This is a genomic window from Erwinia magellanica (genome assembly GCF_039023495.1).
GTDB lineage: Bacteria > Pseudomonadota > Gammaproteobacteria > Enterobacterales > Enterobacteriaceae > Erwinia.
Genome location: NZ_JBCHVC010000002.1, coordinates 639,751 through 662,622 on the forward strand (window position 1 = coordinate 639,751; position 22,872 = coordinate 662,622).

The 22,872-nt window shown below is 53.2% G+C and carries 23 protein-coding genes; 15 read left to right on the forward strand and 8 right to left on the reverse strand.

Annotation, left to right across the window (positions count from 1 at the left end):
* Window positions 1–162: 162 nt before the first annotated feature.
* The 6 genes from AAH450_RS10290 (at window position 163) to AAH450_RS10315 (ending at window position 6,991) form a co-directional block, all read left to right on the forward strand.
* Window positions 163–1,125, forward strand: a complete 963-nt coding sequence (locus tag AAH450_RS10290; RefSeq protein ID WP_342910128.1) for an isoaspartyl peptidase/L-asparaginase — start codon at window positions 163–165, stop codon at window positions 1,123–1,125.
* 9 nt (window positions 1,126–1,134) lie between these two features.
* Window positions 1,135–2,991, forward strand: coding sequence for a glutathione ABC transporter ATP-binding protein GsiA (gene gsiA, locus AAH450_RS10295; RefSeq protein ID WP_342910129.1), 1,857 nt, complete (start codon window positions 1,135–1,137; stop codon window positions 2,989–2,991).
* 44 nt (window positions 2,992–3,035) lie between these two features.
* Window positions 3,036–4,571, forward strand: a complete 1,536-nt coding sequence (gene gsiB / locus AAH450_RS10300) for a glutathione ABC transporter substrate-binding protein GsiB (RefSeq protein ID WP_342910386.1) — start codon at window positions 3,036–3,038, stop codon at window positions 4,569–4,571.
* A 64-nt stretch (window positions 4,572–4,635) separates the two neighbouring features.
* Complete coding sequence (gene gsiC / locus AAH450_RS10305; RefSeq protein WP_342910130.1) at window positions 4,636–5,556, forward strand: glutathione ABC transporter permease GsiC; 921 nt, start codon at window positions 4,636–4,638, stop codon at window positions 5,554–5,556.
* Window positions 5,557–5,565: 9 nt separating this feature from the next.
* Complete coding sequence (gene gsiD, locus AAH450_RS10310; RefSeq protein ID WP_342910131.1) at window positions 5,566–6,465, forward strand: glutathione ABC transporter permease GsiD; 900 nt, start codon at window positions 5,566–5,568, stop codon at window positions 6,463–6,465.
* A gap of 76 nt (window positions 6,466–6,541) precedes the next feature.
* On the forward strand, window positions 6,542–6,991 hold the full coding sequence (locus AAH450_RS10315) for a DUF4385 domain-containing protein (RefSeq protein WP_342910132.1): 450 nt from the start codon (window positions 6,542–6,544) through the stop codon (window positions 6,989–6,991).
* A gap of 136 nt (window positions 6,992–7,127) precedes the next feature.
* Here the strand turns inward: AAH450_RS10315 and rimO are convergent, their stop codons facing one another.
* The 3 genes from rimO to AAH450_RS10330 form a co-directional block, all read right to left on the reverse strand.
* A complete protein-coding gene (gene rimO, locus AAH450_RS10320) occupies window positions 7,128–8,456 on the reverse strand; it encodes a 30S ribosomal protein S12 methylthiotransferase RimO (RefSeq protein ID WP_342910133.1) in 1,329 nt (442 codons plus the stop codon).
* Between the two features lie 117 nt (window positions 8,457–8,573).
* Entirely contained in the window at window positions 8,574–9,065 is a 492-nt protein-coding gene (locus AAH450_RS10325; protein WP_342910134.1) for a DMT family transporter, read from the reverse strand.
* Window positions 9,065–9,502, reverse strand: coding sequence for a DMT family transporter (locus AAH450_RS10330; RefSeq protein WP_318791982.1), 438 nt, complete (start codon window positions 9,500–9,502; stop codon window positions 9,065–9,067). Before AAH450_RS10330 ends, AAH450_RS10325 begins: the two co-directional genes overlap by 1 nt.
* Before the next feature lie 98 nt (window positions 9,503–9,600).
* Between AAH450_RS10330 and AAH450_RS10335 the strand changes: the two genes are divergently transcribed.
* Both AAH450_RS10335 and AAH450_RS10340 read left to right on the forward strand, forming a co-directional pair.
* Window positions 9,601–10,533 carry a LysR family transcriptional regulator gene (locus AAH450_RS10335; protein ID WP_342910135.1) on the forward strand — a complete coding sequence of 311 codons (933 nt, stop codon included), beginning with the start codon at window positions 9,601–9,603 and terminating at the stop codon, window positions 10,531–10,533.
* Window positions 10,534–10,704: 171 nt separating this feature from the next.
* Window positions 10,705–11,820, forward strand: a complete 1,116-nt coding sequence (locus tag AAH450_RS10340; RefSeq protein WP_342910136.1) for a PQQ-dependent sugar dehydrogenase — start codon at window positions 10,705–10,707, stop codon at window positions 11,818–11,820.
* A gap of 81 nt (window positions 11,821–11,901) precedes the next feature.
* On the opposite strand, the gene AAH450_RS10345 is transcribed toward AAH450_RS10340, so the two are convergent.
* On the reverse strand, window positions 11,902–12,558 hold the full coding sequence (locus AAH450_RS10345; protein WP_342910137.1) for an HAD family hydrolase: 657 nt from the start codon (window positions 12,556–12,558) through the stop codon (window positions 11,902–11,904).
* Window positions 12,559–12,832: 274 nt separating this feature from the next.
* On the opposite strand from AAH450_RS10345, the gene AAH450_RS10350 reads away from it, so the two are divergent.
* The gene (locus AAH450_RS10350; protein ID WP_342910138.1) at window positions 12,833–14,035 is read left to right on the forward strand and encodes a serine hydrolase; all 1,203 of its coding nucleotides are present in this window, start codon (window positions 12,833–12,835) and stop codon (window positions 14,033–14,035) included.
* Between the two features lie 81 nt (window positions 14,036–14,116).
* Here AAH450_RS10350 and AAH450_RS10355 read toward each other — a convergent pair whose 3' ends face one another.
* From AAH450_RS10355 to AAH450_RS10365, 3 genes are all read right to left on the reverse strand, one after another.
* Complete coding sequence (locus AAH450_RS10355; protein ID WP_342910387.1) at window positions 14,117–15,400, reverse strand: HAAAP family serine/threonine permease; 1,284 nt, start codon at window positions 15,398–15,400, stop codon at window positions 14,117–14,119.
* A gap of 488 nt (window positions 15,401–15,888) precedes the next feature.
* A complete protein-coding gene (gene ybjG, locus AAH450_RS10360) occupies window positions 15,889–16,494 on the reverse strand; it encodes an undecaprenyl-diphosphate phosphatase (protein WP_342910139.1) in 606 nt (201 codons plus the stop codon).
* A 2-nt stretch (window positions 16,495–16,496) separates the two neighbouring features.
* Complete coding sequence (locus tag AAH450_RS10365) at window positions 16,497–17,234, reverse strand: phosphatase PAP2 family protein (RefSeq protein WP_342910140.1); 738 nt, start codon at window positions 17,232–17,234, stop codon at window positions 16,497–16,499.
* A gap of 613 nt (window positions 17,235–17,847) precedes the next feature.
* Here AAH450_RS10365 and ybjM point away from each other — a divergent pair.
* Entirely contained in the window at window positions 17,848–18,222 is a 375-nt protein-coding gene (gene ybjM, locus AAH450_RS10370) for an inner membrane protein YbjM (protein ID WP_342910141.1), read from the forward strand.
* 86 nt (window positions 18,223–18,308) lie between these two features.
* On the opposite strand, the gene AAH450_RS10375 is transcribed toward ybjM, so the two are convergent.
* Window positions 18,309–18,572 carry a GrxA family glutaredoxin gene (locus AAH450_RS10375; RefSeq protein WP_306206665.1) on the reverse strand — a complete coding sequence of 88 codons (264 nt, stop codon included), beginning with the start codon at window positions 18,570–18,572 and terminating at the stop codon, window positions 18,309–18,311.
* A 200-nt stretch (window positions 18,573–18,772) separates the two neighbouring features.
* On the opposite strand from AAH450_RS10375, the gene AAH450_RS10380 reads away from it, so the two are divergent.
* From AAH450_RS10380 to potF, 5 genes are all read left to right on the forward strand, one after another.
* Window positions 18,773–19,051: a YbjC family protein gene (locus AAH450_RS10380; protein WP_342910142.1), complete on the forward strand. Its 279-nt coding sequence runs from the start codon at window positions 18,773–18,775 to the stop codon at window positions 19,049–19,051.
* Window positions 19,035–19,757 (forward strand): oxygen-insensitive NADPH nitroreductase, encoded by a 723-nt coding sequence (gene nfsA, locus AAH450_RS10385; protein WP_342910143.1) that lies wholly within the window; start codon window positions 19,035–19,037, stop codon window positions 19,755–19,757. Before AAH450_RS10380 ends, nfsA begins: the two co-directional genes overlap by 17 nt.
* A gap of 18 nt (window positions 19,758–19,775) precedes the next feature.
* On the forward strand, window positions 19,776–20,678 hold the full coding sequence (rimK, locus tag AAH450_RS10390) for a 30S ribosomal protein S6--L-glutamate ligase (protein ID WP_342910144.1): 903 nt from the start codon (window positions 19,776–19,778) through the stop codon (window positions 20,676–20,678).
* Window positions 20,679–20,766: 88 nt separating this feature from the next.
* Entirely contained in the window at window positions 20,767–21,246 is a 480-nt protein-coding gene (locus AAH450_RS10395) for a YbjN domain-containing protein (RefSeq protein WP_318791993.1), read from the forward strand.
* Window positions 21,247–21,664: 418 nt separating this feature from the next.
* Window positions 21,665–22,774: a spermidine/putrescine ABC transporter substrate-binding protein PotF gene (potF, locus tag AAH450_RS10400; protein ID WP_342910145.1), complete on the forward strand. Its 1,110-nt coding sequence runs from the start codon at window positions 21,665–21,667 to the stop codon at window positions 22,772–22,774.
* The last annotated feature ends 98 nt before the right edge of the window (window positions 22,775–22,872 follow it).

Sequence of the window (22,872 nt, forward strand, 5' to 3'; positions counted from 1 at the left end):
CGTCGGGGGTATGAGATAGAACACTTTGGTATTATCAGGCAGCGAACATTCTGCTTTACATCACTTTACAGCCTGCCTATAGTCAAAAACAGCCTGATATTTAACTAATTGATTCTAACCCAGTGTTTTTCATGCCGATTTGGTACCCAGGATAAAGCAATTATGGTCAGAGCAGTCATTGCCATTCACGGTGGCGCAGGCGCCATCGCGCGCGCCAGTATGAGCGCAGAGAAAGAGCAGCACTATATTCAGGCCTTATCAGACATTGTGTCAGCCGGGCAGGCAGTGCTGGCCAGCGGCGGCAGCGCCCTTGATGCCGTGACAGAGGCCGTGCGGCTGCTGGAAGAGTGCCCCCTGTTTAATGCCGGAAAAGGGGCAGTATTCACCCATCAGGGCACGCATGAGCTGGATGCCTGTGTAATGGACGGGCGCTCGCTGGAAGCCGGTGCGGTAGCGGGAGTAAAAACTCTCCGTAATCCCGTGCTGGCAGCGCGTGCGGTACTGGAAAAGAGTCCTCACGTCTTATTTATCGGCGAAGGGGCAGAGCAGTTTGCTGCGCTTCAGGGACTTGAGCAGGTGCCGCCCGATTTCTTCTCTACGCCGGAACGTTGGGAACAACTTCAGCGTGCACTTCACTCAGACCACGCGGTGCTCGATCACGATGGCGCAGCCCGTACCCCGGACGATCCTCTGGACCCGGATCGTAAGTTCGGTACGGTTGGCGCCGTGGCGCTGGATCTCTCTGGTAATCTTGCTGCCGCCACCTCAACAGGCGGCATGACCAACAAGCAGGCTGGACGGGTGGGCGACACCCCCCTTATCGGCGCGGGCTGCTATGCCAATAACGCCAACGTGGCGGTCTCCTCTACCGGAACTGGTGAAGTGTTTATGCGCACGCTGGCGGCCTATGATATCGCCGCGCTGATGGAGTATGGCGGTCTTTCGCTGAAAGAGGCGAGCGACAGGGTGGTGATGGAGAAGATCCCGGTGCTGGGCGGCAGCGGCGGCGTGATCGCCGTGGACCGTGAGGGCAATGTGGCGCTGCCTTTCAACAGTGAAGGAATGTATCGCGGCTATGGCTATGTTGGCGATGCGCCGAATATAGGCATTTATCGCGAAGAATAAGGAGGCAGGATGTCGGTGACCCCTGAACTGCCTGCCGGGCAGGTATTATCAGTCAGAAACCTCAGCGTGAGCTTCCGGCAGGAAGAGGACGTTGTTCATGCAGTGAAAAACCTGTCGCTTGATGTCCAGCGGGGCGAAACGCTGGCGATTGTAGGCGAGTCTGGTTCAGGGAAGTCCGTTACCTCGCTGGCGCTGATGCGCCTGGTGGAGCAGGGTGGCGGCCAGATAGAGAGCGGTGAGATGTGGCTGCGCAGGCGTGACGATCGGGTGATCAATCTGGCCAGCGCCACGCAGTCTCAGCTGCGCACTATCCGTGGCGCCGATATGGCGATGATCTTCCAGGAGCCGATGACCTCGCTGAATCCTGTGTTTCCGGTGGGAGAGCAAATTGCGGAATCTATCCGGCTGCACCAGGGGAAAAGTCACCGGGAGGCGTTAAAAGAGGCTGAGCATATGCTCGACCTGGTGCGTATTCCGGAAGCGAAAAACGTCCTCTCCCGCTTTCCTCATCAGCTCTCTGGCGGCATGCGCCAGCGGGTGATGATTGCTATGGCGCTCTCCTGCCGTCCTGCGCTGCTGATTGCGGATGAGCCTACTACGGCGCTGGATGTGACAATTCAGGCGCAGATCTTGCAGCTGATCCGCGTGCTGCAAAAAGAGATGCAGATGGGGGTGATATTTATCACGCATGACATGGGGGTGGTCGCTGAGATGGCAGATCGCGTCCAGGTAATGTACCGCGGCGACGTGGTGGAAACCGGTCCGGTTGAAGCCATTTTCCGCTCGCCTCAGCAGCCCTATACGCAGGCCCTGCTGGCCGCCGTGCCAAAACTTGGCACCATGACCGGTCAACCCTTCCCGGCCAAATTCCCCTTGCTGACGACAGAGGGCCACGACGAGATTAGGGTGCCTCAGGATACCGTATCGCCAGGCGCTGAGCCGGTATTGCAGGTCAGGGATCTGGTGACCCGATTCGATATTCGCAGCGGGATCTTCAACCGCGTTACCCGCCGTGTACACGCGGTGGAAAAGGTGAGTTTTGACCTCCGCCCAGGAGAAACGCTGGCGCTGGTGGGGGAATCTGGCTGCGGCAAATCCACGACCGGCCGCTCGCTGCTGCGGCTGGTAGAGAGCCAGGGCGGCACTATTACCTTTAACGGCAAGCGCATCGATAATCTGACGGGGCCGGCACTCTCCCATCTGCGGCGGGATATCCAGTTTATTTTTCAGGATCCTTACGCCTCGCTCGATCCCCGGCTGACCGTAGGTTTTTCAATTATGGAGCCGCTGCTGGTCCACGGACTGGCAAAAGGGCAGGCGGCAGAAGATCGCGTTGCCTGGCTGCTGGAGCGTGTGGGCCTGCTGCCGGAACATGCACGACGTTATCCGCACGAGTTTTCCGGCGGCCAGCGTCAGCGGATCTGTATTGCACGCGCGCTGGCCCTCAATCCCAAAGTGGTGATTGCCGACGAGTCCGTCTCGGCGCTGGATGTTTCTATTCAGGCGCAAATCGTCAACCTGATGCTCGATCTTCAGCGCGAGTTCGGTATCGCTTTTCTGTTTATTTCACACGATATGGCGGTGGTGGAACGCATCAGCCATCGCGTAGCGGTTATGTACCTCGGGCAGATTGTGGAGATCGGCCCCCGTCAGTCGGTGTTTGAAAACCCACAGCACCCCTACACACGCAAGCTGATGTCTGCCGTGCCGGTGGCCGACCCAGGCCATCGTCGTCGCGAGCGGGCGCTGCTGGTGGATGAGATACCCAGTCCCATCCGTGCCCTGGGGGATGAACCGGTAGTGGCACCGCTGGTCGAGGTGAGTGCCGGACACTATGTTGCCCGCCATCTGATTGGCGGAGCCTGATATTGCTGCAACCAACAAGGACTTCAGGAGATGAACGCAAAATGATGATTCATAGTAAACGTAAGTTACTGATTGCTGCCGGTTTACTGAGCAGCGCTGCCGCCATTCCTGCCTGGGCGGCAAAAGATGCGGTGATCGCCGTCGGCTCCAATTTCACCACCCTCGATCCCTATGACGCCAACGATACCTTGTCGCAGGCTGTCGCCAAGTCCTTTTATCAGGGGCTGTTTGGCTTTGATAAAGAGATGAAACTGCAAAACGTGCTGGCAGAGAGCTACGACGCCAGCAAAGATGGGCTGATCTACACCATCAAGCTGCGCAGCGGCATCAAGTTTCAGGACGGCACCGACTTTAACGCCGAAGCGGTGAAGGTCAACCTGGATCGCGCCAGCAATCCTGACAACCATCTTAAGCGTTATAACCTGTTCAAATCGGTAGCCACCACTGAGGTGATTGATCCCACCACGGTTAAAATTACCCTGAAACAGCCGTTCTCGGCCTTTATAAATACGCTTGCCAGTCCGGCAGCGGCGATGATTTCGCCCACGGCGTTGAAAAAATATGGCAAAGAGATTGGCTTTCACCCTGTGGGCACCGGTCCTTTTGAGCTGGAGACCTGGAACCAGACCGATTTTGTGAAGGTGAAAAAATTCGCCGGCTACTGGAAGAAAGGCTATCCGAAGCTGGATACCATTACCTGGCGTCCGGTAGTGGATAACAATACCCGCGCGGCCATGCTGCAAACCGGTGAAGCTAACTTCGCTTTCCCTGTTCCTTATGAGCAGGCCAAACTGCTGGAGAAAAATACAAAGCTGGATCTGGTGACGTCGCCATCGATTATGCAGCGCTATATCAGCTTTAACGTTACCCAGAAGCCGTTTGATAACCCGAAGGTGCGCGAGGCGATTAATTACGCCATTAACCGCCAGGCGCTGGTGAAGGTCGCCTTTGCGGGCTATGCCACGCCAGCCACGGGAATTGTACCGCCAGCCATCCAGTATTCTCAGGCCTATCCAGCGCCGGAATATAATCCCGCTAAGGCGCGTCAGCTGCTGAAGGAAGCGGGCTACCCGAATGGCTTTACCACTACGCTGTGGTCCTCTCATAACCACAGTACTGCGCAGAAGGTGTTGCAGTTTACGCAACAGCAGCTGGCGCAGGTAGGGATTAAAGCCAAAGTAACGGCGATGGATGCTGGTCAGCGTGCGGCTGAAGTGGAAGACAAAGGGCAGAAAGAGAGCAATGTGCGGATGTTCTACACCGGCTGGTCTGCTTCCACGGGTGAGGCAAACTGGGCCTTAACACCACTGTTCGCCACGCAATCCTGGCCGCCAACTATCTTTAATACCGCGTTCTACAGCAATCCTCAGGTGGATACTGATCTGAGCGATGCGCTGAAAACCACGGATGGAGAGAAAAAGGCCGCGCTCTATAAAGATGCGCAGGATCGTATCTGGAACGATCGCCCCTGGGTGCCGTTGGTGGTGGAAAAACTGGTATCTGCTAATACCAAAAACCTCACCGGTTTTTACGTGATGCCGGACACCTCGTTCAGCTTTGATGACGCCGATCTGAAGTAATCCCGTAACAGAGAGCCGCCCCTTCCCGGTGGGAGGCGTGGCTCTCTGAGCGGCAGGACAACGCATGCTCAACTATTTTATCAGACGTTTACTGGGACTGATCCCCACGCTGCTTATTGTGGCGGTGCTGGTGTTCCTGTTTGTTCATCTGCTGCCTGGCGACCCGGCGCGCCTGATTGCCGGGCCGGAAGCCGATGCCACCGTCGTGGCGATGGTTCGGCAGCAGCTGGGGCTGGATCAGCCGCTTATCCAGCAGTTCTGGCATTTCATTATTAATGCGGTTCAGGGGGATTTTGGCCAGTCGATGGTCTCCAGGCGGCCCGTTTCCTCCGAGATTGCCGCACGCTTCTTCCCCACGCTGTGGCTGACGTTGAGCAGCATGGTGTGGTCGGTGATTTTCGGCATGACCATTGGCATCGTTTCTGCTGTCTGGCGCAACCGCTGGCCCGACAGAATTGGTATGACGCTGGCGGTCTCCGGCATCTCCTTCCCGGCGTTTGCGCTGGGCATGTTGCTGATGCAGATCTTTTCGGTGGAGCTGGGCTGGCTGCCTACGGTGGGCGCTGATGGCTGGCGACACTACATTTTGCCCTCTCTCACCCTTGGTGCCGCGGTTGCTGCGGTAATGGCTCGCTTTACCCGTGCCTCTTTTGTGGAGGTGATGCAGGAAGATTATATGCGCACCGCACGCGCCAAAGGGGTGCGTGAATCTCTGGTGGTGGTGAAACATGGGCTGCGTAACGCGATGATCCCGGTAGTCACCATGATGGGCCTCCAGTTCGGTTTTCTGCTTGGTGGGTCGATTGTGGTGGAAGTGGTCTTTAACTGGCCAGGCCTGGGCCGACTGCTGGTGGATTCGGTTGAAATGCGTGATTACCCGGTGGTGCAGGCGGAAGTGCTGCTGTTCTCACTGGAATTTATTCTCATTAACCTGGTTGTGGATATGCTTTACGCCGCCATCAACCCCGCGATTCGTTATAAATAAGGACACGCGATGAAAAACTGGCGACGTAGCGCGGCGCTCTCCGCGATGCCAACGGTAGAGCGAGTCCGTACCCCCTGGCGTGAGTTCTGGCGGCGTTTTCGTCGCCAGCCGGTAGCGATGGTGGCCGGTGTGTTCGTTATGCTGCTGATTGTTATAGCGGTAATCGCGCCCTGGATAGCGCCGTTTGATGCCGAAAATTATTTCGATTATGACCGGCTGACGGAAGGCCCATCGGCGATGCACTGGTTTGGCGTGGACTCTCTCGGGCGGGATATCTTCAGCCGCGTGCTGCTGGGCACCCGTCTGTCGCTGATCTCCGGCTTTTTTTCGGTGGCGATAGGCGCAGCCACAGGCACGCTTCTTGGGCTGCTGGCGGGCTATTATGAAGGATGGTGGGACCGGATCATTATGCGCATCAGCGATGTGCTGTTTGCCTTTCCGGGGATTCTGCTGGCGATTGCCGTGGTGGCGATCATGGGTTCCGGCATGTCGAACGTGATTATAGCGGTAGCGATTTTCAGTATTCCCGCCTTTGCCCGTCTGGTGCGCGGCAATACGCTGGTGCTGAAGCATATGACTTTTATTGAGTCCGCGCGCAGCATTGGCGCATCGGATTTTACTATTATCCTGCGTCATATTTTGCCGGGTACGCTCTCTTCCATCGTGGTCTATTTCACCATGCGTATCGGCACCTCAATTATCACCGCTGCCAGTCTCTCTTTCCTTGGGCTTGGTGCACAGCCGCCCACGCCGGAATGGGGGGCGATGCTGAACGAAGCGCGGGCTGATATGGTGATGGCACCGCATGTGGCTATTTTCCCCAGTCTGGCTATTTTTCTGACGGTGCTTGCCTTCAATCTGTTAGGAGATGGGCTGCGCGATGCGCTGGACCCCAAACTCAAAACCTGAGTTTATGCAGTCTTCCCTGACAGGCGCAGCCAGCAACTTTTTGTGCCAGGCTTGCTGTTATTTAGGGAGAGAGTGGATGAAAGAGTTCGACTATGAGCAGGATTTCAGCAAGATCGATTTTCGCCAGCATCCGGAGCGGTATCAGGTAGGGCGGGGCGAACAGGGTGTACTGATGGTAGAGCCTTATAAAAGCGAAATCCTGCCGCACTGGCGCTTTAAAACGCCCGCTATTGCTGAAGTCTCCTCCAAAAAAATTATGGAGCTGTTTGAGGCGTACCGGGCCAGCGATGATTTTGTCGGCATGGATATGGCCCGAAAATTCATTCAGATGGGCTACACCCGCGCCAGACGTTATGCCAATCATAAAGGCGGCAAAAAATATGGTGTGGACCGCGAAATCCTGCCTTATGAACTGAATGAGGAAAAAGCGGCGGCGGCGGCTGTTTTCAAGCGCTGCTGGGACAAGCTGCGGGAGGATAAAGATTACTTAGCCCGTAAAAAAAAGCATCAGGCTGAGTATGGCTGAAAACAGCGCCAGGCGGAAAGCGGCAACAAGCGCACCTGTCGCCGATGCCAGCCTGACCTGAAGAACGGCCTTTGATGCCTGCACCTCAGAGGCATAACCGTCCCGCCTGAAGAGTAACGGCGGGACGGAGAGCACGTCAGAGTTTAGAGGCCCACAGGTCGTATTCGTCGGCGTTCTCTACCCTGACACGAACCACATCGCCTGGCTTCAGGGATTTTTCACCGTTCAGGTATACGGCACCGTCGATCTCTGGCGCATCCGCCATGCTGCGACCAATGGCACCTTCTTCATCCACTTCATCGATGATCACCAGGATTTCACGGCCCACTTTTTCCTGTAGGCGCTCTGCTGAAATGGCCTGTTGCAGCTGCATAAAGCGATCGTAACGCTCTTCTTTCACTGACTCCGGCACCGGGTCTGGCAGCTGGTTCGCCGTTGCGCCCTCAACCGGGCTGTATTTGAAGCAGCCAACGCGATCCAGCCGCGCCTCTTTCAGGAAGTCCAGCAGCATCTGGAAATCTTCTTCCGTTTCGCCTGGGAACCCCACGATAAAGGTTGAGCGCAGCGTCAGGTCCGGACAAATTTCACGCCAGCGCTTGATGCGCTCCAGCGTACGCTCTACGGCACCAGGGCGTTTCATCAGTTTGAGAATACGCGGGCTGGCGTGCTGCAAAGGAATATCCAGATAAGGGAGCAGCTTGCCTTCCGCCATCAGTGGAATGACATCATCCACATGAGGATAAGGATAGACGTAGTGCAGGCGAACCCAGACGCCCAGCTTCGCCAACTGTTCGCAAAGGCTGACCATGCTGGTTTTCACCGGCGATCCGTTCCAGAAACCGGTACGGTGCTTAACGTCCACGCCGTAGGCTGAAGTATCCTGGGAAATAACCAGCAGCTCTTTCACGCCAGCCTCAGCCAGGCGTTTAGCTTCATCCAGTACGGAGCCAATCGGACGGCTGTCGAGGTCGCCGCGCATGGAAGGGATAATACAGAAGGTGCAGCGATGGTTGCAGCCTTCAGAGATTTTCAGGTAGGCGTAATGACGCGGCGTCAGCTTCACACCCTGTTCCGGCACCAGGCTCAGAAACGGGTTGTGTTTGGGTTTGGGAACGTACTGGTGAACGTGCGAAAGCACCTGCTCGTAGCTGTGAGGCCCGGTAATTTCCAGCACTTTGGGGTGCACTTCACGGATCTGGTCCTCTTTTGCCCCCAGGCAACCGGTGACAATCACCTTACCGTTTTCATTCAGCGCCTCGCCAATCGCTTCCAGCGACTCCTGCACCGCGCTGTCAATAAAGCCGCAGGTATTGACGATAACGATCTCCGCATCATCATAGCGCGGCACCACTTCATAACCTTCGGTTCGTAACTCGGTGAGGATCCGTTCAGAGTCAACCAGATTTTTTGGGCAACCCAGCGAGACGAAACCGACCCTGGGCGCCATTGTTATATTTTGCGACATAGCTCATATCCTGTTCTGCACAGCAATTTTGCGCGGGATTCTACCCATCTCGCAGCAAAATTTATACAGCAATATGAAGTGTAGGGTGATTCTTATCAGAAACGAGGTAACAAAACGTCAGTCGCGTGCTGTGGCCTGAGCTAAATCCTTACGGGCTGTTGGTGCTGGCTTTTTACTGCTGGAATAAATAAAGGCCAGCGCAATCCCCAGACAGACAATTGCCCCAAGACGGCTCACAGAGAACGGAATGGCGTCATTGCCTAACCAGCCAAAGCTGTCGATGAGCATACTCATGGTCAGCTGACCAAAAATAACCGCCACGGTTGCGACAGCCGCCCCAATTTTTTGGATCGCCAGCACCATAACAACGATATAAGGCACGCCACAAAAAGCACCCAGCAGCTGCCATTTCGGCACGTCCAGCAGGCTGACAGCGTGCTTCGGTTCAAAATATAAAATCAGTAAGGCGGTAACCAGCGCGCCCACGGAAAAGGTCAGAAACGCACTTTTGAAAACGCCCACTTTGTTGCCAAGCTGGCCGTTAATTGCCGCCTGAATGCTGAGCGTCATGCCACCCACTACCGCCAGGATAATCATTAAAATAGTCATCAGTTTCCCTCAGCCACAAGCAGTAAGGCCGCAATAATAAAAATCAAAGCAATGATACGCTTACCATCAATTTTGCGATGAGGCGTGCCGAATAAGCCAAAATGGTCGATGACCAGGCTTTTAAATACCTGCCCGGCCAGGATGCCAATCATGGTCATGGCAATGCCGATGGCGGGTGTGGCAAGCGTCAGGATCACCACATAGACAGGACCCAAGACACCGCCCAGTAACTGCCAGCCTGGCTGGGCAAAAAACGAGGGGCTGTTGCGTGGGCTGAAAAAGAGCATCAGGAAAAAAGTCAGGACTGCACCCACGCCAAAGATGCTGAAAGTGGCCCATAAATCGCCTACCTGGCCGCCTAAAGGCCCCAGCAGACCCGCCTCCACGGATAATCCCATCCCGCCGCACACTACAAGTAAAATCAGTAAAAGCTGCATAAATCTGCTCTCATATTATTAAGGTTGGGAAGAATAGAGCAGCCCGGTATAATGAAAAACAGCATAATCTGACAAACACCTTTGCAGGAATTGCATCAATGAAGGCCGGCGCAATAACTATTCGATCGTTACAGCTCTTTATCAGCGTTTTTAACGCGCAGAGTTTTTCGCAAGTGGCCAGGCGGGAAGGGGTGTCTGCTTCACTGGTATCACGTACTGTGCAGCAGCTGGAAGAGGCGCTGGGGCAACAGCTTTTTTACCGCACTACACGCGCGGTCATCCCGACTGAAGCGGGTCGCCTGTTCGTTGACTATGCCAAAAATATGACTGAACAGCTCAGCGAAGCCCGCAAGGAACTTCAGGATCGTGCCCTTGAACCCGCAGGGCTGGTCAGACTCAACGCACCGGTATTTTTTGGGCAGCGCCATATTGCCCCCTGGCTGCCGGGTTTCGCCGAACGCTACCCACGCCTGCAAATCGAACTTATTTTGACCGACGATTATGTCGATCCTCATCGTGAGGCAGCAGATGTGATCTTTCGCATTGGCACGCTTACGGACTCCTCCTTCCATGCCCGCATCTTCGGCACGCAACGCTATCATGCGGCGGCATCGCCCGCCTATCTGCAACGTCATGGCATTCCTCTTGCGCCACAGGAACTGACCGCACATAACTGCCTGGTCTACAGCGGTTATGCCGGGCCAAATCGCTGGCTGTTCCGGCAAAATAGTGCCCCCTGGGTTCACTATCAGGTGAAAGCTTTATTGACCTCGAATAATGCCGAAACGCTGCTCACCGCTGCGCTGGGCGGGATGGGGATTGTTCTTTTTCCGGACTGGCTGATAGGCGATATATTGCAAACGGGCGAGCTGGTGAAAATCCTGCCTGAATTTGAAGCAGCGAACAAAACCGATGGGCAGCAGATTGCAGCTATTTACCCCAATTCACGTCGTCCCCCCTTAAATGTTCGTGCCGTCATCGATTATTTTGTTGAAGTCTACGGCTCGCCGCTTTACTGGAAATATGATTAAAAGCGGGCGGCGTAATTTCCCATGCTGGCAACCTGAAGTGCCGAACTCTTCTGCTCCTGTTTAATGTTCGGGGGCTGCTGCATAAACTTACGCGCTTAAGGTTTTGTAAAAACAGACCGTTGTTTACCTCCCTTCGCTAAATTTAACAGACACCCCTTCAGGAGAGTCGATATGCCTCGTTTGCTTACCCTTTGTCTGCTGGCTGTCTCAGCCTTTACGATCTGGCCCGCACTGGCGGCGAAAGTGGAGGTCAAAGAGCTGCAACAGGGGCTGGATCATCCCTGGGCGCTGGCATTTCTGCCGGAAAATCAGGGGATTTTAATCACTGAACGATCGGGGCAGCTGCGCCGCTGGCAGCAGGGAAAAGGGATATCCAAACCGATTGCCGGCGTACCCGCAGTCTGGGCGCAGCGCCAGGGCGGCTTGCTGGATGTGGCACTGGCACCAGACTTCAGCCAGAACCGACACCTCTACCTGACCTGGACTGAAGCTGACAGTTCAGGGCGGGCGGGAGCAGTAGTGGGATATGGCGTGCTCAGTAACGATATGACCCGGCTGAACGATTTTAAAGTTATTCTCCGCCAGCAGCCGCCGCTTTCCAGCGGGGCGAATCTCGGTTCCCGGATCGTTTTTGATAACCAGGGCTATCTCTATGTGACCTTTGGCGATAACTTCCAGGCCGCTTCAGCGCAGGATCTCGCAGCCCTTAGCGGAAAAGTGGTGCGTCTGAACGCCGATGGCACCGTTCCGCCAGATAATCCTTTTGTGGGTAAACAGGGGGCCAGAGGTGAGATCTGGAGCTACGGCATGCGTAATCCACAGGGCATTGCCTGGAACCCCTGGACGCAGGAGATATGGGAAAATGAGCATGGCCCGCGCGGCGGTGATGAGGTCAATATTCTGCGTAAAGGCGAGAACTACGGCTGGCCGTTGGCAACCTGGGGCATCGATTATAGCGGTGATAAAGTGCCAGGGTCTGAAGGGGGAACGGCTTCGGGTACTCTCCAGCCCGCTTTCTGGTGGAAAGTCTCTCCTGCCCTCAGCGGCATGACTTTTTATACCCATTCACGTTTTCCGGAGTGGAAAAACTCGCTGTTTATCGGTGCGCTAAAGGATAAAAGCCTTATTCATCTCACCGTAAAAGGTGAGCAGGTAACAGAGAAAGAGCGGTTGTTAGCAGATCGCGGGGAACGCATCAGGGATGTTCGTCAGGGGCCGGACGGCTATCTCTATGTGCTGACGGATGAATCTGACGGCAAATTGTTGCAGGTTGGATTAGCAGAGTAAGACCCCGGGACGATGGCGCAAGTGGCCCATAAAAGTGGACCACTTGCGCCAGGGTAAAGCACGCTTTTATCCGTCAGAACGCTACCTCACCCAGCGGCAGACTTCCCAACCACGCTGCTGCGCCAGTTGATGCAAGGGTTCACTGGGATTAACCACACAGGCGTGATCGGCATGCTCAAGCATCGGCAGATCGTTAATGGAGTCGCTGTAAGCCCAGGTTTTGGCAAAAGCGCTCTCCTGCTGCACGGCAAGCCAGTCATTCAGCCGCGTGACTTTGCCTTCTTTGTAGGTCATGGTGCCATAGCTCTGACCGCTGTAACGGTCATCAACTATTTCCACGCCTATCGCCAGCGCGCCCTGTGCGCCAAGCTCTTCAGCTATTGGCACCACCAGATGTTCTCCACTGGCGGAGACCACCATGATCATATCACCGCGCTGCTGATGCCATGCCATACGTTCCCGAGCGGCAGGATAAACGCGAGGAAGGATATCTCGCTGAATAAAACGCCTTACCCAGCCGGAAACGGTCAGCGTACCCATACCCTCCAGCGGCGACAGGGTGGTATGCATATACTCTTCAATGGAGAGCGATCCCTGATAATATTGCGCCATCAGCGCCTGCTCCTGCTCTATCAGCGCGGCCGGCGCAAAGCCCTGCGACACCAGCCAACGAAGCCACAAACCGGTACTGTCTTCACAGATTAGCGTTTCATCCAGATCGAACAGAGCTAAATCCATCGTTATTACTCCTCAGGCTGATTCATTTCAGGTTAGCGGAATTTTGTGACGGACTTAACTGTTCTGCGAAAATTCGGAATTTCGCCTGGTTTCACTGCCGACCGCAGGCGAAAAAAAACACAGTGGTGGGGCAGTTCCCAGATTTATCTAATAAACTCTGAATAACTTTACAGTAATGCTGTTCTTTTTCCGCTCAGAAAACGTTAGCGTGGCAGGGTCTGCGTCCGCCCGCAGCGAAAATAGTTACCTTTCAAATGGATATTTGGGTCCCGCCATGAAGAAAATGTCTCTCTCTGCCACTGTAAAAACTCTGCTTCTCTCTACGCCTGTTTTACTTCTGACGCTGACTGCCCGCGCCGAGGAGGCCCCCGCAGCACCACAGATAGAAGCCAAAGCCTGGATACTGCTGGATTACCACAGCGGAAAAGTGCTGACGGAATCCCATGCTGACGATCGTCTTGACCCGGCCAGCCTGACTAAAATGATGGCAACCTATGTTATCGGGCAGGCTATTAAAGCCGGAAAAATTACTAATGACGATATGGTGACCGTAGGCAAAGATGCCTGGGCTACCGGCAACCCGAAGTTACAAGGCTCGTCGCTGATGTTCCTTAAGCCCGGTGACCGTATCCCGGTTTCCGAACTCAATAAGGGCATTATTATTCAGTCCGGGAATGACGCCAGTATTGCGCTGGCGGATTACGTCGCGGGCAGCCAGGACTCTTTTGTCGGCCTGATGAATAACTATGTTAAGGCGCTGGGGTTGCAGAACACCCATTTCAAAACTGTGCACGGGCTGGATTCCGAGGGGCAGTACAGCACGGCCAGAGATATGGCGCTGATAGGTCAGGCATTAATTCGTGACGTGCCTGAGGAATATGCCCTGCACAAAGAGAAGGAATTTACCTTCAATCGTATCCGTCAGCATAACCGCAACCGTCTGTTGTGGAGCACGAACCTGAACGTTGATGGCATTAAAACCGGACATACCGAGGGCGCCGGTAACAATCTGGTGGCTTCAGCTGTGCAGGGCGATCAGCGTTTGATCTCGGTAGTGTTAGGTGCCGCTACGGATGCCGTCCGCTTTCGTGAAAGTGAAAAGCTGCTGACCTGGGGCTTCCGGTTTTACGAAACGGTAACGCCGATAAAAGCGGACAAGCCATTTTCAACCCAGCGCGTCTGGTACGGCGACAGGAAAGAGGTCAATCTTGGCGTCGCGAAGGATGCCGCCATTACTCTGCCAAAAGGACAAATAAAGAATCTTAAGGCCAGTTTCACGCTTAATCAGCCGCAGCTTACCGCCCCGCTTAAGAAAAATCAGGTGGTGGGAAATATCGACTTTCAGCTGAATGGCAAGACCATAGAGCAGCGTCCCTTGGTGGTAATGGAAGAGGTGAAAGAGGGCGGCTTTTTAAACCGCATCTGGGATTTTGTAATGATGAAAATGACCGGATGGTTTGGTAAATGGTTTGCCTGATCGGCCAGAGAACAGATGTCGACTCAGCGCGCGGTAAATAAAAATCTGAAGGGGCGAAAGGTATCGCCCCTTTTTGCCAGATTAAATCAGGTCGTAAGCGATAGCGGAAATAGCTACCAGACCGGTCAGCACCACAAAGATATTGCTGATTTTACCGCTGTACTGGCGCATCGCAGGGACTTTATTGATTGCGTACATCGGCATCAGGAACAGCAGAACCGCAATAACCGGGCCGCCGAGCGTTTCAATCATCCCTAAAATGCTGGGGTTCAGCGTGGCTACAATCCAGGTAGTAACCAGCATAAACAGGGCAGTGATCTTATTCAGCTTCGCTTCCGGCAGATTTTTCCCTTTCTCACCCAACGTTTTGACAATCAGACCGTTGAAACCTTCCCGCGCGCCAAGATAGTGGCCGAGAAAAGATTTAGTAATAGCGACCATGGCGATAATGGGGGCGAGCCAGGCCATCAGCGGCGTGTTGAAGTGGTTCGCCAGGTAGGAAAGGATGGAGATGTTCTGTGATTTTGCCTCAGCCAGGTTCTCCGGCGAGAGGCTAAGCACGCAGCTGAAGACAAAGAACATCACCGTCACCACCATCATCAGGTGGCTGAAGGCCAGAATTTTCGAGCATTTCTGCTCAGCCTTATCGCCATACTCTTCCTTTTTGGCAACCGCAAAGGCTGAAATAATGGGGGAGTGATTAAACGAAAACACCATCACCGGAATGGCCAGCCACAGCGTTATTCCCAGCCCGTTGCCGCTGCCGGCCAGGCTGACGTTATGGAAGAGCGAACTGTTCCAGTGCGGCACTAAAAAGAGCGCCAGTACCATCAGCACCATCACAAAGGGATAGACCAGTACGCTCATGGTTTTGACAATCATCTCTTTGCCGAAACGCACAATGGTCATCAAACCCACAATCAGGATCAGCGCCAGCAAAAATCGTGGCGGTGCCTGCATATGCAGCTGATGGGTCATAAAGCTATCAACGGTGTTGGTAATAGCTACGCTGTAAACCAGCAGAATGGGATAGATGGCGAAGAAATAGAGCAGGGTCAGCAGCTTACCGGCGCCTTTACCAAAATGCTCTTCCACCACGCCGGTAATATCTTCACCGGCTTTGCGGCCGGAAAGCACGAACCTGCAAAGGCCACGGTGGGCAAAGAAGGTCATCGGGAACGCCAGCAGCGTCATAATAATCAGCGGTATCAGCCCGCCAATACCGGCATTGATAGGCAGGAAAAGCACCCCAGCGCCAATGGCCGTCCCGTACAGGCCTAACATCCACATTGTGTCACTTTTGCGCCAGCTGGTGGTCTGTACAACACCGCTACCCGCCAGCGTGGCCGTCTTAGATGACTCCATCATTATCTCCTGATTGAATACAGTGAAACAATTATCGACAGGCAGGGGTGCCAACCCACTATTTTGATCCCTGTCCGAAACGCGGACACTCTACCATTTAAATAAAACGAGAAAAGGAGAAACAGAGGCACTTCAGGCGATCTGAATCACATTCCTGCTATTATATTTGGCGAAATATTCGGTATGAGGTTTTAAGTGCAGAGGAATGCACGGGTTGCTGCGGATTTTATTGGTTTTTTTCACTACTGTAACCAGGTTCAAGGCTGGTTAAATAGTGTTCAATTCAGCCAAGACAGAAAAAGATGTGAAATAAAAATGGTTATTTATCAGTGAGTTATGTTTTTTGAGTGGTTGAGGGTGACTTGTCATAATATCAATTGCGCAACACATTAATAGAAAGTCTTTAATTTTTCATTATGTTGCGCAATAAATCAGGCGTCTGTTTAACCGTTATTATGCCGGGTGCATCTCACAGAGAGCGCCGTGCGCTAATTACGTACCCAGCCCTTGCGTATGGGAAAGGAAAATACCAGTCGGTAAAGTGAAGAGATATTTTGCAATAAGCGGCGGCCAAAAAAGGACCATGCCACCTGGGCAAACAGGCAGGAGAGTCCGCCAACCAGCACTCCGCCCAGCATATCCATCGGCCAGTGAACGCCAAGGTAGATGCGTGACCAGGCGATAGCGATGCCGGTCACAATCAGCAGCCCGCCAGACCAGACGCGGTGCCAGCAAAGAAACGCAATCGCGACGGTAAAAATAGCGGTGCCGTGATCGCTGGGATAGGAATCATCGGCCGCATGCGGCAGAAACTGATGGCCTATACCCAGGACAAAAGGTCGTGCATGGGGGAACAAATTCCCTACGCACCATGAAATACTCAGGGCATAAGCCAGCGCGATACCGGTTTTCAGCACCAGCTTACGCTGTAAACCGACCTGACGCTCTGGCCCCCACAGCCACAGCGTGATAATAAGCACCGGGACAATGGCAATCAGATCGCGGGCAATAAAGGTAGCAAGTGAGAGCAGCCAGGCAGGGGATAAGGGGGTGGCATTGATCCAGAGAAACAACGTCCGGTTAAGTTCTTCCATATTTATATTTTCCTCGTCTTATTCACCAGGTACGAAACGCACCCGAAAGTTAAACATTGGCTCAGCCAAACCCACCAGCCAGCCCATAAATTGTGTGAAAGGAAATGTGCTCCGCGCATCATCTGGCCATAGCCCATCACCATGCCCAGCGACACGCCGAGCGCAAAACAGCACCATGCTCTGACCGGGCGGCGGGGCCAGTACCAGAAAAAGAGCGCCATCATTCCAAACCCGCTTGATGCATGACCGCCCGGAAAGCACCGGCCTGGCCCGCTGTTGAAGGGGATGGCAGAAAAGAGCGGGAAAGAGACCGCTTTGCCGCCAAATTCCACCAGATCCCACGGGCAGGAGTGCGCGCTGTTCGCTTTAAGAATGCCTACCACCAGCGGCCCTATGCCAATCAACGCTGGGATCAGCACTAAACGGGCATTGCGCTGCACAAGGCCTCTTACCAGCGCAACTGCCGCAGCGGCTATCACCATGTCCTTTAACAAACGGTGATTGATCAAATCCAGCCAGCGGTTATCTTTCCAGGGAAATTGCTGCGTCACAGGATCAAACCACACCCGTATCAGGGCGAGATCCCAACTTTCATGGCGGGAAATCCAGGTGAAAATCAGCCCTGTTACCGCCAGTAAGATCAGCTGGACAAGATAAAAGCGGGCAGGAAGAAGATAAATAGCTTCGTTCCTAATTACGCGGGTGGTTGTGCTTCTGTTAAGAATGGAGGGTGATTTCATGACAGTCAGAGATTATGAACAGGGAGTGCTATGGTGCGGAAAGGGGATTAAGGAAACATTAAGAGAAGAGAATGGAGATAAGTCTTATTGTGAAAAGTCTTATAAAGCGGCGATAAAAAAACCCGCTAATCATCAGATTAACGGGCTCCACAATTTAGGGATTTCAAAGAAAAGCAGTGGCACTAATTATGACTCCGGCCAAATACAAAAGTTCTGATAACGGAAGAAATAATTTTTTTTCATTTAAAAAGCGTAAAAATTACGTTGCAAAAGCGGGATCCGGAAGGCTCGGAGAGTTCTTAGAAAACGAGGGGTTACGCCTGAGAAACCGTCTGGGATAAACAGATAGTTTTTTTCATTTAACAAATATGTGACCTTTTTGAGCCTGATGTAACCTCCTGTTTACCAGTAACGTGTTGAACTACTTCATTTTTTATTTTATATTGACCTGGCTGTCAGCAGAGCAGCGGCAATATTCAGGAATTTCCACGAATTACAGCCCAATGCCAGCGCCGCTGGACATCTTTTCATTCTTTTCAGCCAGTAATAGCCGCAACATTTGTCACGGCGACGTTAAGTTTTATCCGAAATTACCTAGCCGGGAGAAGATCCTATGGTATTTAAAGGGATGACCTGGACAGGCGTTATCGTCTGTTTTGTCCTTTACTGCCTGGTGTTTGTTGCCGTGCGGTTTGAAATGAATGTTGATACTACTCTTCACTCTGAACCCCGTTTGGGGCTGCTTATATTTATCGTGCCTGGCGCTATTGCGGCGCTGACTTCAAAAGAAGCGCCGTTAACGGTCGCTCTTGCAGGCGCTTTTTTAGCAACGCCGGTGATGCTGCTGGCCATGCATTTTTCACTGGCTGCGCATGGCTCTTTGCTACAGGAGTTAGCTTTTACCACCAGCGCTGCCTTCTGGTGCGGCTCCGGTGCCCTGGTGGTTATGCTTTCCCGGTCCTTGCTGGGCGATGAAAAGCGGCCCTGACACCAGACGAAAAAAAAGCCGATTTTAATCGGCCTTTTTTTATGCGTCAGTCACCGGTTCCTGGTTAAGGCGGTGATGAGAGAAGATTACTGGAACAGGCCCAGATTCTCTTTGGCATAAGCTTCAAAATCAGTGCAGCCACCAATGTGGTTCTGATCGAGGAAAATCTGCGGTACGGTTTCAACAGGCTTGCCGACGGTTTTTTCCAGATCCGCTTTAGTGATGCCTTCAGCGTGGATGTCGATATAACGGAAGTTGAAATCTTCACGCTCTGCGGTCAGCTTCTCAGCCAGCTCTTTTGCACGGACACAATAAGGACAGCCAGGACGTCCAAAAATCACTGCAAACATAGGTTTCTCCTCAAAGGTCAAAATTAGTGTGATGTACATCACAACTTATTTGTTAATGGCGATCATCATGCCCGCATCTACCAGGGAAAGGAAGAAGGAATTACCTGTTGATCTGATTCGTCCAGACTATGCAGAGATCGCTAAGGTGGGCTTTAATAACGGCAGGTAGGGTAGAGCAACCCTGCGTAAGGAGATACGCCATGCGTGCTTTTAGTCGTTTACCCAAACCCGTGCTGTTTATGGAAGCCGTGGGGGGAATATTGCTGGTTCTCTCTTACTTCACGCTGCATCAGATGCTACCCTTGCCGGCACCTTTTTCCGGCCCGTTCGCCGCAACAGTGATGATTTTTGCAGGTATTGCGTTAATGCTTCCAGCCGCAATCGTGATGATGTGGCGTACGGCAAAAGCGATGGCGCCGGAACTTTTTAACGCAAAGCGTGACACCCCCCCAGGAGATAAGCATGACGCCGACCATTGAGCTTTTGTGCTCGCACCGCTCGATTCGGGCCTTTACTGACAGGCAAATTGATGACGCACAGCGTGAAGCCATTTTGGCCGCTGCGCAGTCCGCGTCCAGCTCCAGCTTTTTGCAATGTTCGTCAATTATTCGGGTTACCGATAAGACACTGCGTGAAAAACTGGTTGGTCTGACAGGTGGACAAAAGTATGTCGGGACTGCCGCAGAATTTTGGGTATTTTGTGCCGATTTCAACCGCCACCAGCAAATCTATCCGGAAGCTCAGTTGGGACTGGCGGAACAGCTGCTGCTGGGCTGCGTGGATACAGCGCTGATGGGACAGAATGCGATGACCGCCGCTGAGTCTTTAGGACTGGGCGGCGTCTATATTGGCGGGATTCGCAACAGCATCGCAGAAGTGACCGAACTGTTGGGCCTGCCTGAATTTGTTCTGCCACTCTTTGGCCTTTGCCTCGGCTGGCCTGAACAGATCCCGCAGTTGAAGCCGCGTATGCCCGTCGCCATGCTGGTGCATGAAAACCACTATCAGCCAATCGATCCCCAGGTGCTGGCTGAGTATGATGCGGAACATGAAGCCTATTACCTGTCGCGTGGCAACAACACGCGTCGGGAAAGCTGGAGTGAGCACATTCAGAAAACGCTGCTCAAAGAGAGTCGCCCCTTTATGCTGGATTACCTGCATAAACAGGGTTGGGCAACGCGTTAAGCTCTGCGGAGGCAGCTGGTGAAAATTGCGATACTTTCCCGTGACAGCTCACTTTATTCCTGCAAACGTCTGTTGGAGGTCGCGCGGTCGCGCGGCCACCGCGTTGAAGTGATCGATCCGCTCTCATGTTATATGACCATCAATCCCGGTTCATCGGCTATTCACTACCGCGGCAAGCAGCTGGAGCATTTTGATGCGGTGATCCCCCGCATAGGCTCCGCCATTACCTTTTACGGCACGGCCGTGCTGCGTCAGTTTGAGGTGTGTGGCAGTTATCCGCTGAATGAGTCGGTAGCCATTACCCGCGCCCGTGACAAGTTACGCTCGCTGCAACTGCTGGCGCGGCAGGGGATTGATATGCCGGTAACCGGGTTTGCTCATTCACCGGACGATACCAGCGACCTGATTAAAATGGTGGGAGGCGCACCGCTGGTGGTCAAGCTGGTGGAAGGGACGCAGGGTATTGGCGTCGTGCTGGCGGAAACCCGCCAGGCTGCGGAGAGCGTGATAGACGCGTTTCGTGGGCTGAATGCGCATATCCTGGTGCAGGAATTCATCAAAGAAGCGCAGGGAAAGGATATCCGCTGTCTGGTGATCGGCGGGGAAGTGGTCGCATCTATCGAGCGCAAGGCCAAAGAGGGCGATTTCCGCTCTAATCTTCATCGCGGAGGCAAAGCCCGCAGTGTGGAGATCACAGAGCGTGAACGGGAAATGGCGATTGCGGCAGCCGCCACGCTGGGCCTGGATGTAGCCGGTGTGGATATCCTGCGGGCGAAACGAGGCCCGCTGGTGATGGAGGTCAATGCTTCACCCGGCCTTGAAGGGATTGAAAAGACTACCGGACTGGATATTGCGGCGATGATGATCGCCTGGATTGAACAACAGGCTCGCCCCGGCTTCAGTCTGAAAACCGGCGGATAAAGGCATATTTCTTTCGCTATCGTGGTATTTGGCAGGGATTTTCCGTAAGCTAGGGCGCAATTTTAAGGCGGTAAGAGAAATAAAATACATGGATTCACTCGTCGTTCCAGATATTGACGTAATACGACGTTGGCTGGATCAGCAAAGCATCACCTGGTTTGAGTGTGACTCTTGTCAGGCCCTTCATCTGCCGCATATGCAAAATTTCGACGGTGTGTTTGATGCCAAGCTGGATTTGGTCGATAACGTTCTCCTGTTCTCAGCTCTGGCAGAGGTCAAACCCACTGCGCTTATCCCGTTGGTTGGCGATTTATCACAAATTAATGCCAGCTCTTTAACGGTGAAAGCCTTCCTGGATATCCAGGATGATAATCTGCCCAAGCTTATTGTTTGTCAGTCGCTGAGCGTCTCCGCCGGGGTGACTTTCGGGCAATTTGTTCATTTTATGAAGCAAAGCGAAGAGCAAGTTTCTATGGTTGTGCTGGAAGCCTTTGCCAATCAGTTGCTGGTACCGGGCGAAGAAGAAGATCGCTCAGAGATCGTCACTACCCATTCTTTGCTGCATTAATGCCCCTGGGTTAATCACCGATTAGCCCATTCCTCTTTTTCCCCCGCTGTTAAAATATCCATTCACGTTTAACTGTTGCTATTTTCAGCATCTCTCACCGCTTTGCTACACGCATTTATGCTGGTTTATGCCCTGAATGCCGGATATCTGTCGCCGTTTGTGCCATGTATGCCCTATCACAGAGAGGAAACATGCATTAAAAATCGATAAAAGGCGTTTTTTACGCCGGGGGCTGGCCTGGGGGGAGCAGGGGGGCTATTCTTGCGAAGCTGCATTTCGCGTGCAACGTCACCAGAGGTATAGGTTTTTTCTATTTAACAGCGCACTGAATAATCATTCATTGTAGAGCCTTAAAAGGTCAGCTGTGAGTAGCTTGTGCCTCAGGCTGTAATTATCCCTGTTCAGGAGAATGGAAAACATGAGCGCCCTTCGTAAGAATTGGTTGTCAGGTGTGGTTGCTGGCGTGTTGATGGCGGTTTCCGCTGGCGCGAGTGCTGCTGATAAGACGCTGCACGTCTATAACTGGTCAGACTATATTTCACCCAATACCGTACCGAATTTCGAAAAACAAACCGGTATCAAGGTGGTCTACGACGTGTTTGATTCCAATGAGGTGCTGGAAGGCAAACTGATGGCCGGCAGCACCGGCTACGACGTGGTAGTGCCTTCCTCCAGCTTCCTGGCGCGTCAGTTACAGTCTGGCGTTTTCCAGCCGCTTGATAAGAGCAAGCTGCCAAATTATAAAAATCTGGATCCGGATCTGCTGAAAAAGCTGGATCAGCACGATCCAGGCAACAAATACGCAATCCCTTATCTCTGGGCGACCACCGGCATCGGTTATAACGTTGAAAAAGTGAAAGCGGCTCTGGGTAAAGATGCGCCGGTAGACAGCTGGGATCTGGTGCTGAAGCCTGAAAACCTGGAGAAGCTGAAAAGCTGCGGCGTCTCTTTCCTGGATGCACCCGAAGAGATTTTTGCCACCGTCCTGAACTATCTTGGCAAAGATCCGAACAGTTCCGATGCTAAAGATTACTCTGGCGCCGCTACAGACCTGTTGCTGAAGCTGCGTCCAAGCATTCGTTACTTCCACTCTTCTCAGTACATTAACGATTTGGCGAACGGCAATACCTGTGTGGCTATCGGCTGGGCAGGCGACATTTTGCAGGCGAAAAACCGTGCCGTGGAAGCGAAGAATGGCGTGGACATTGCCTACAGCATTCCAAAAGAGGGCGCGCTGGCCTTCTTTGATATGTTCGCTATTCCTAAAGATGCCAAAAATCTGGATGCGGCCTATCAGTTCCTCAACTATATGATGGAGCCTAAGGTCATCGCTGACGTCTCGAATAAGATGTTCTACGCTAACGGCAACAAGGCTTCTGTACCGCTGATTGATGAAAGCGTCCGCAATAATCCGGGCATTTTCCCTACCCCTGACACGATGGCAAAATTGTTTGTGTTGAAAGTGCAGGATCCAAAACTTGACCGTGTGCGTACGCGCGCATGGACTAAAGTTAAAAATGGTAAGTAATTGACAAAAGTGGGGCAGACTCATTTTTGATTAAGCAACAGAGGCGCTTTCTCCGGCCTCTGTTTTGTCTTTTTATATGGCCTGTATTCCGTTAAGCG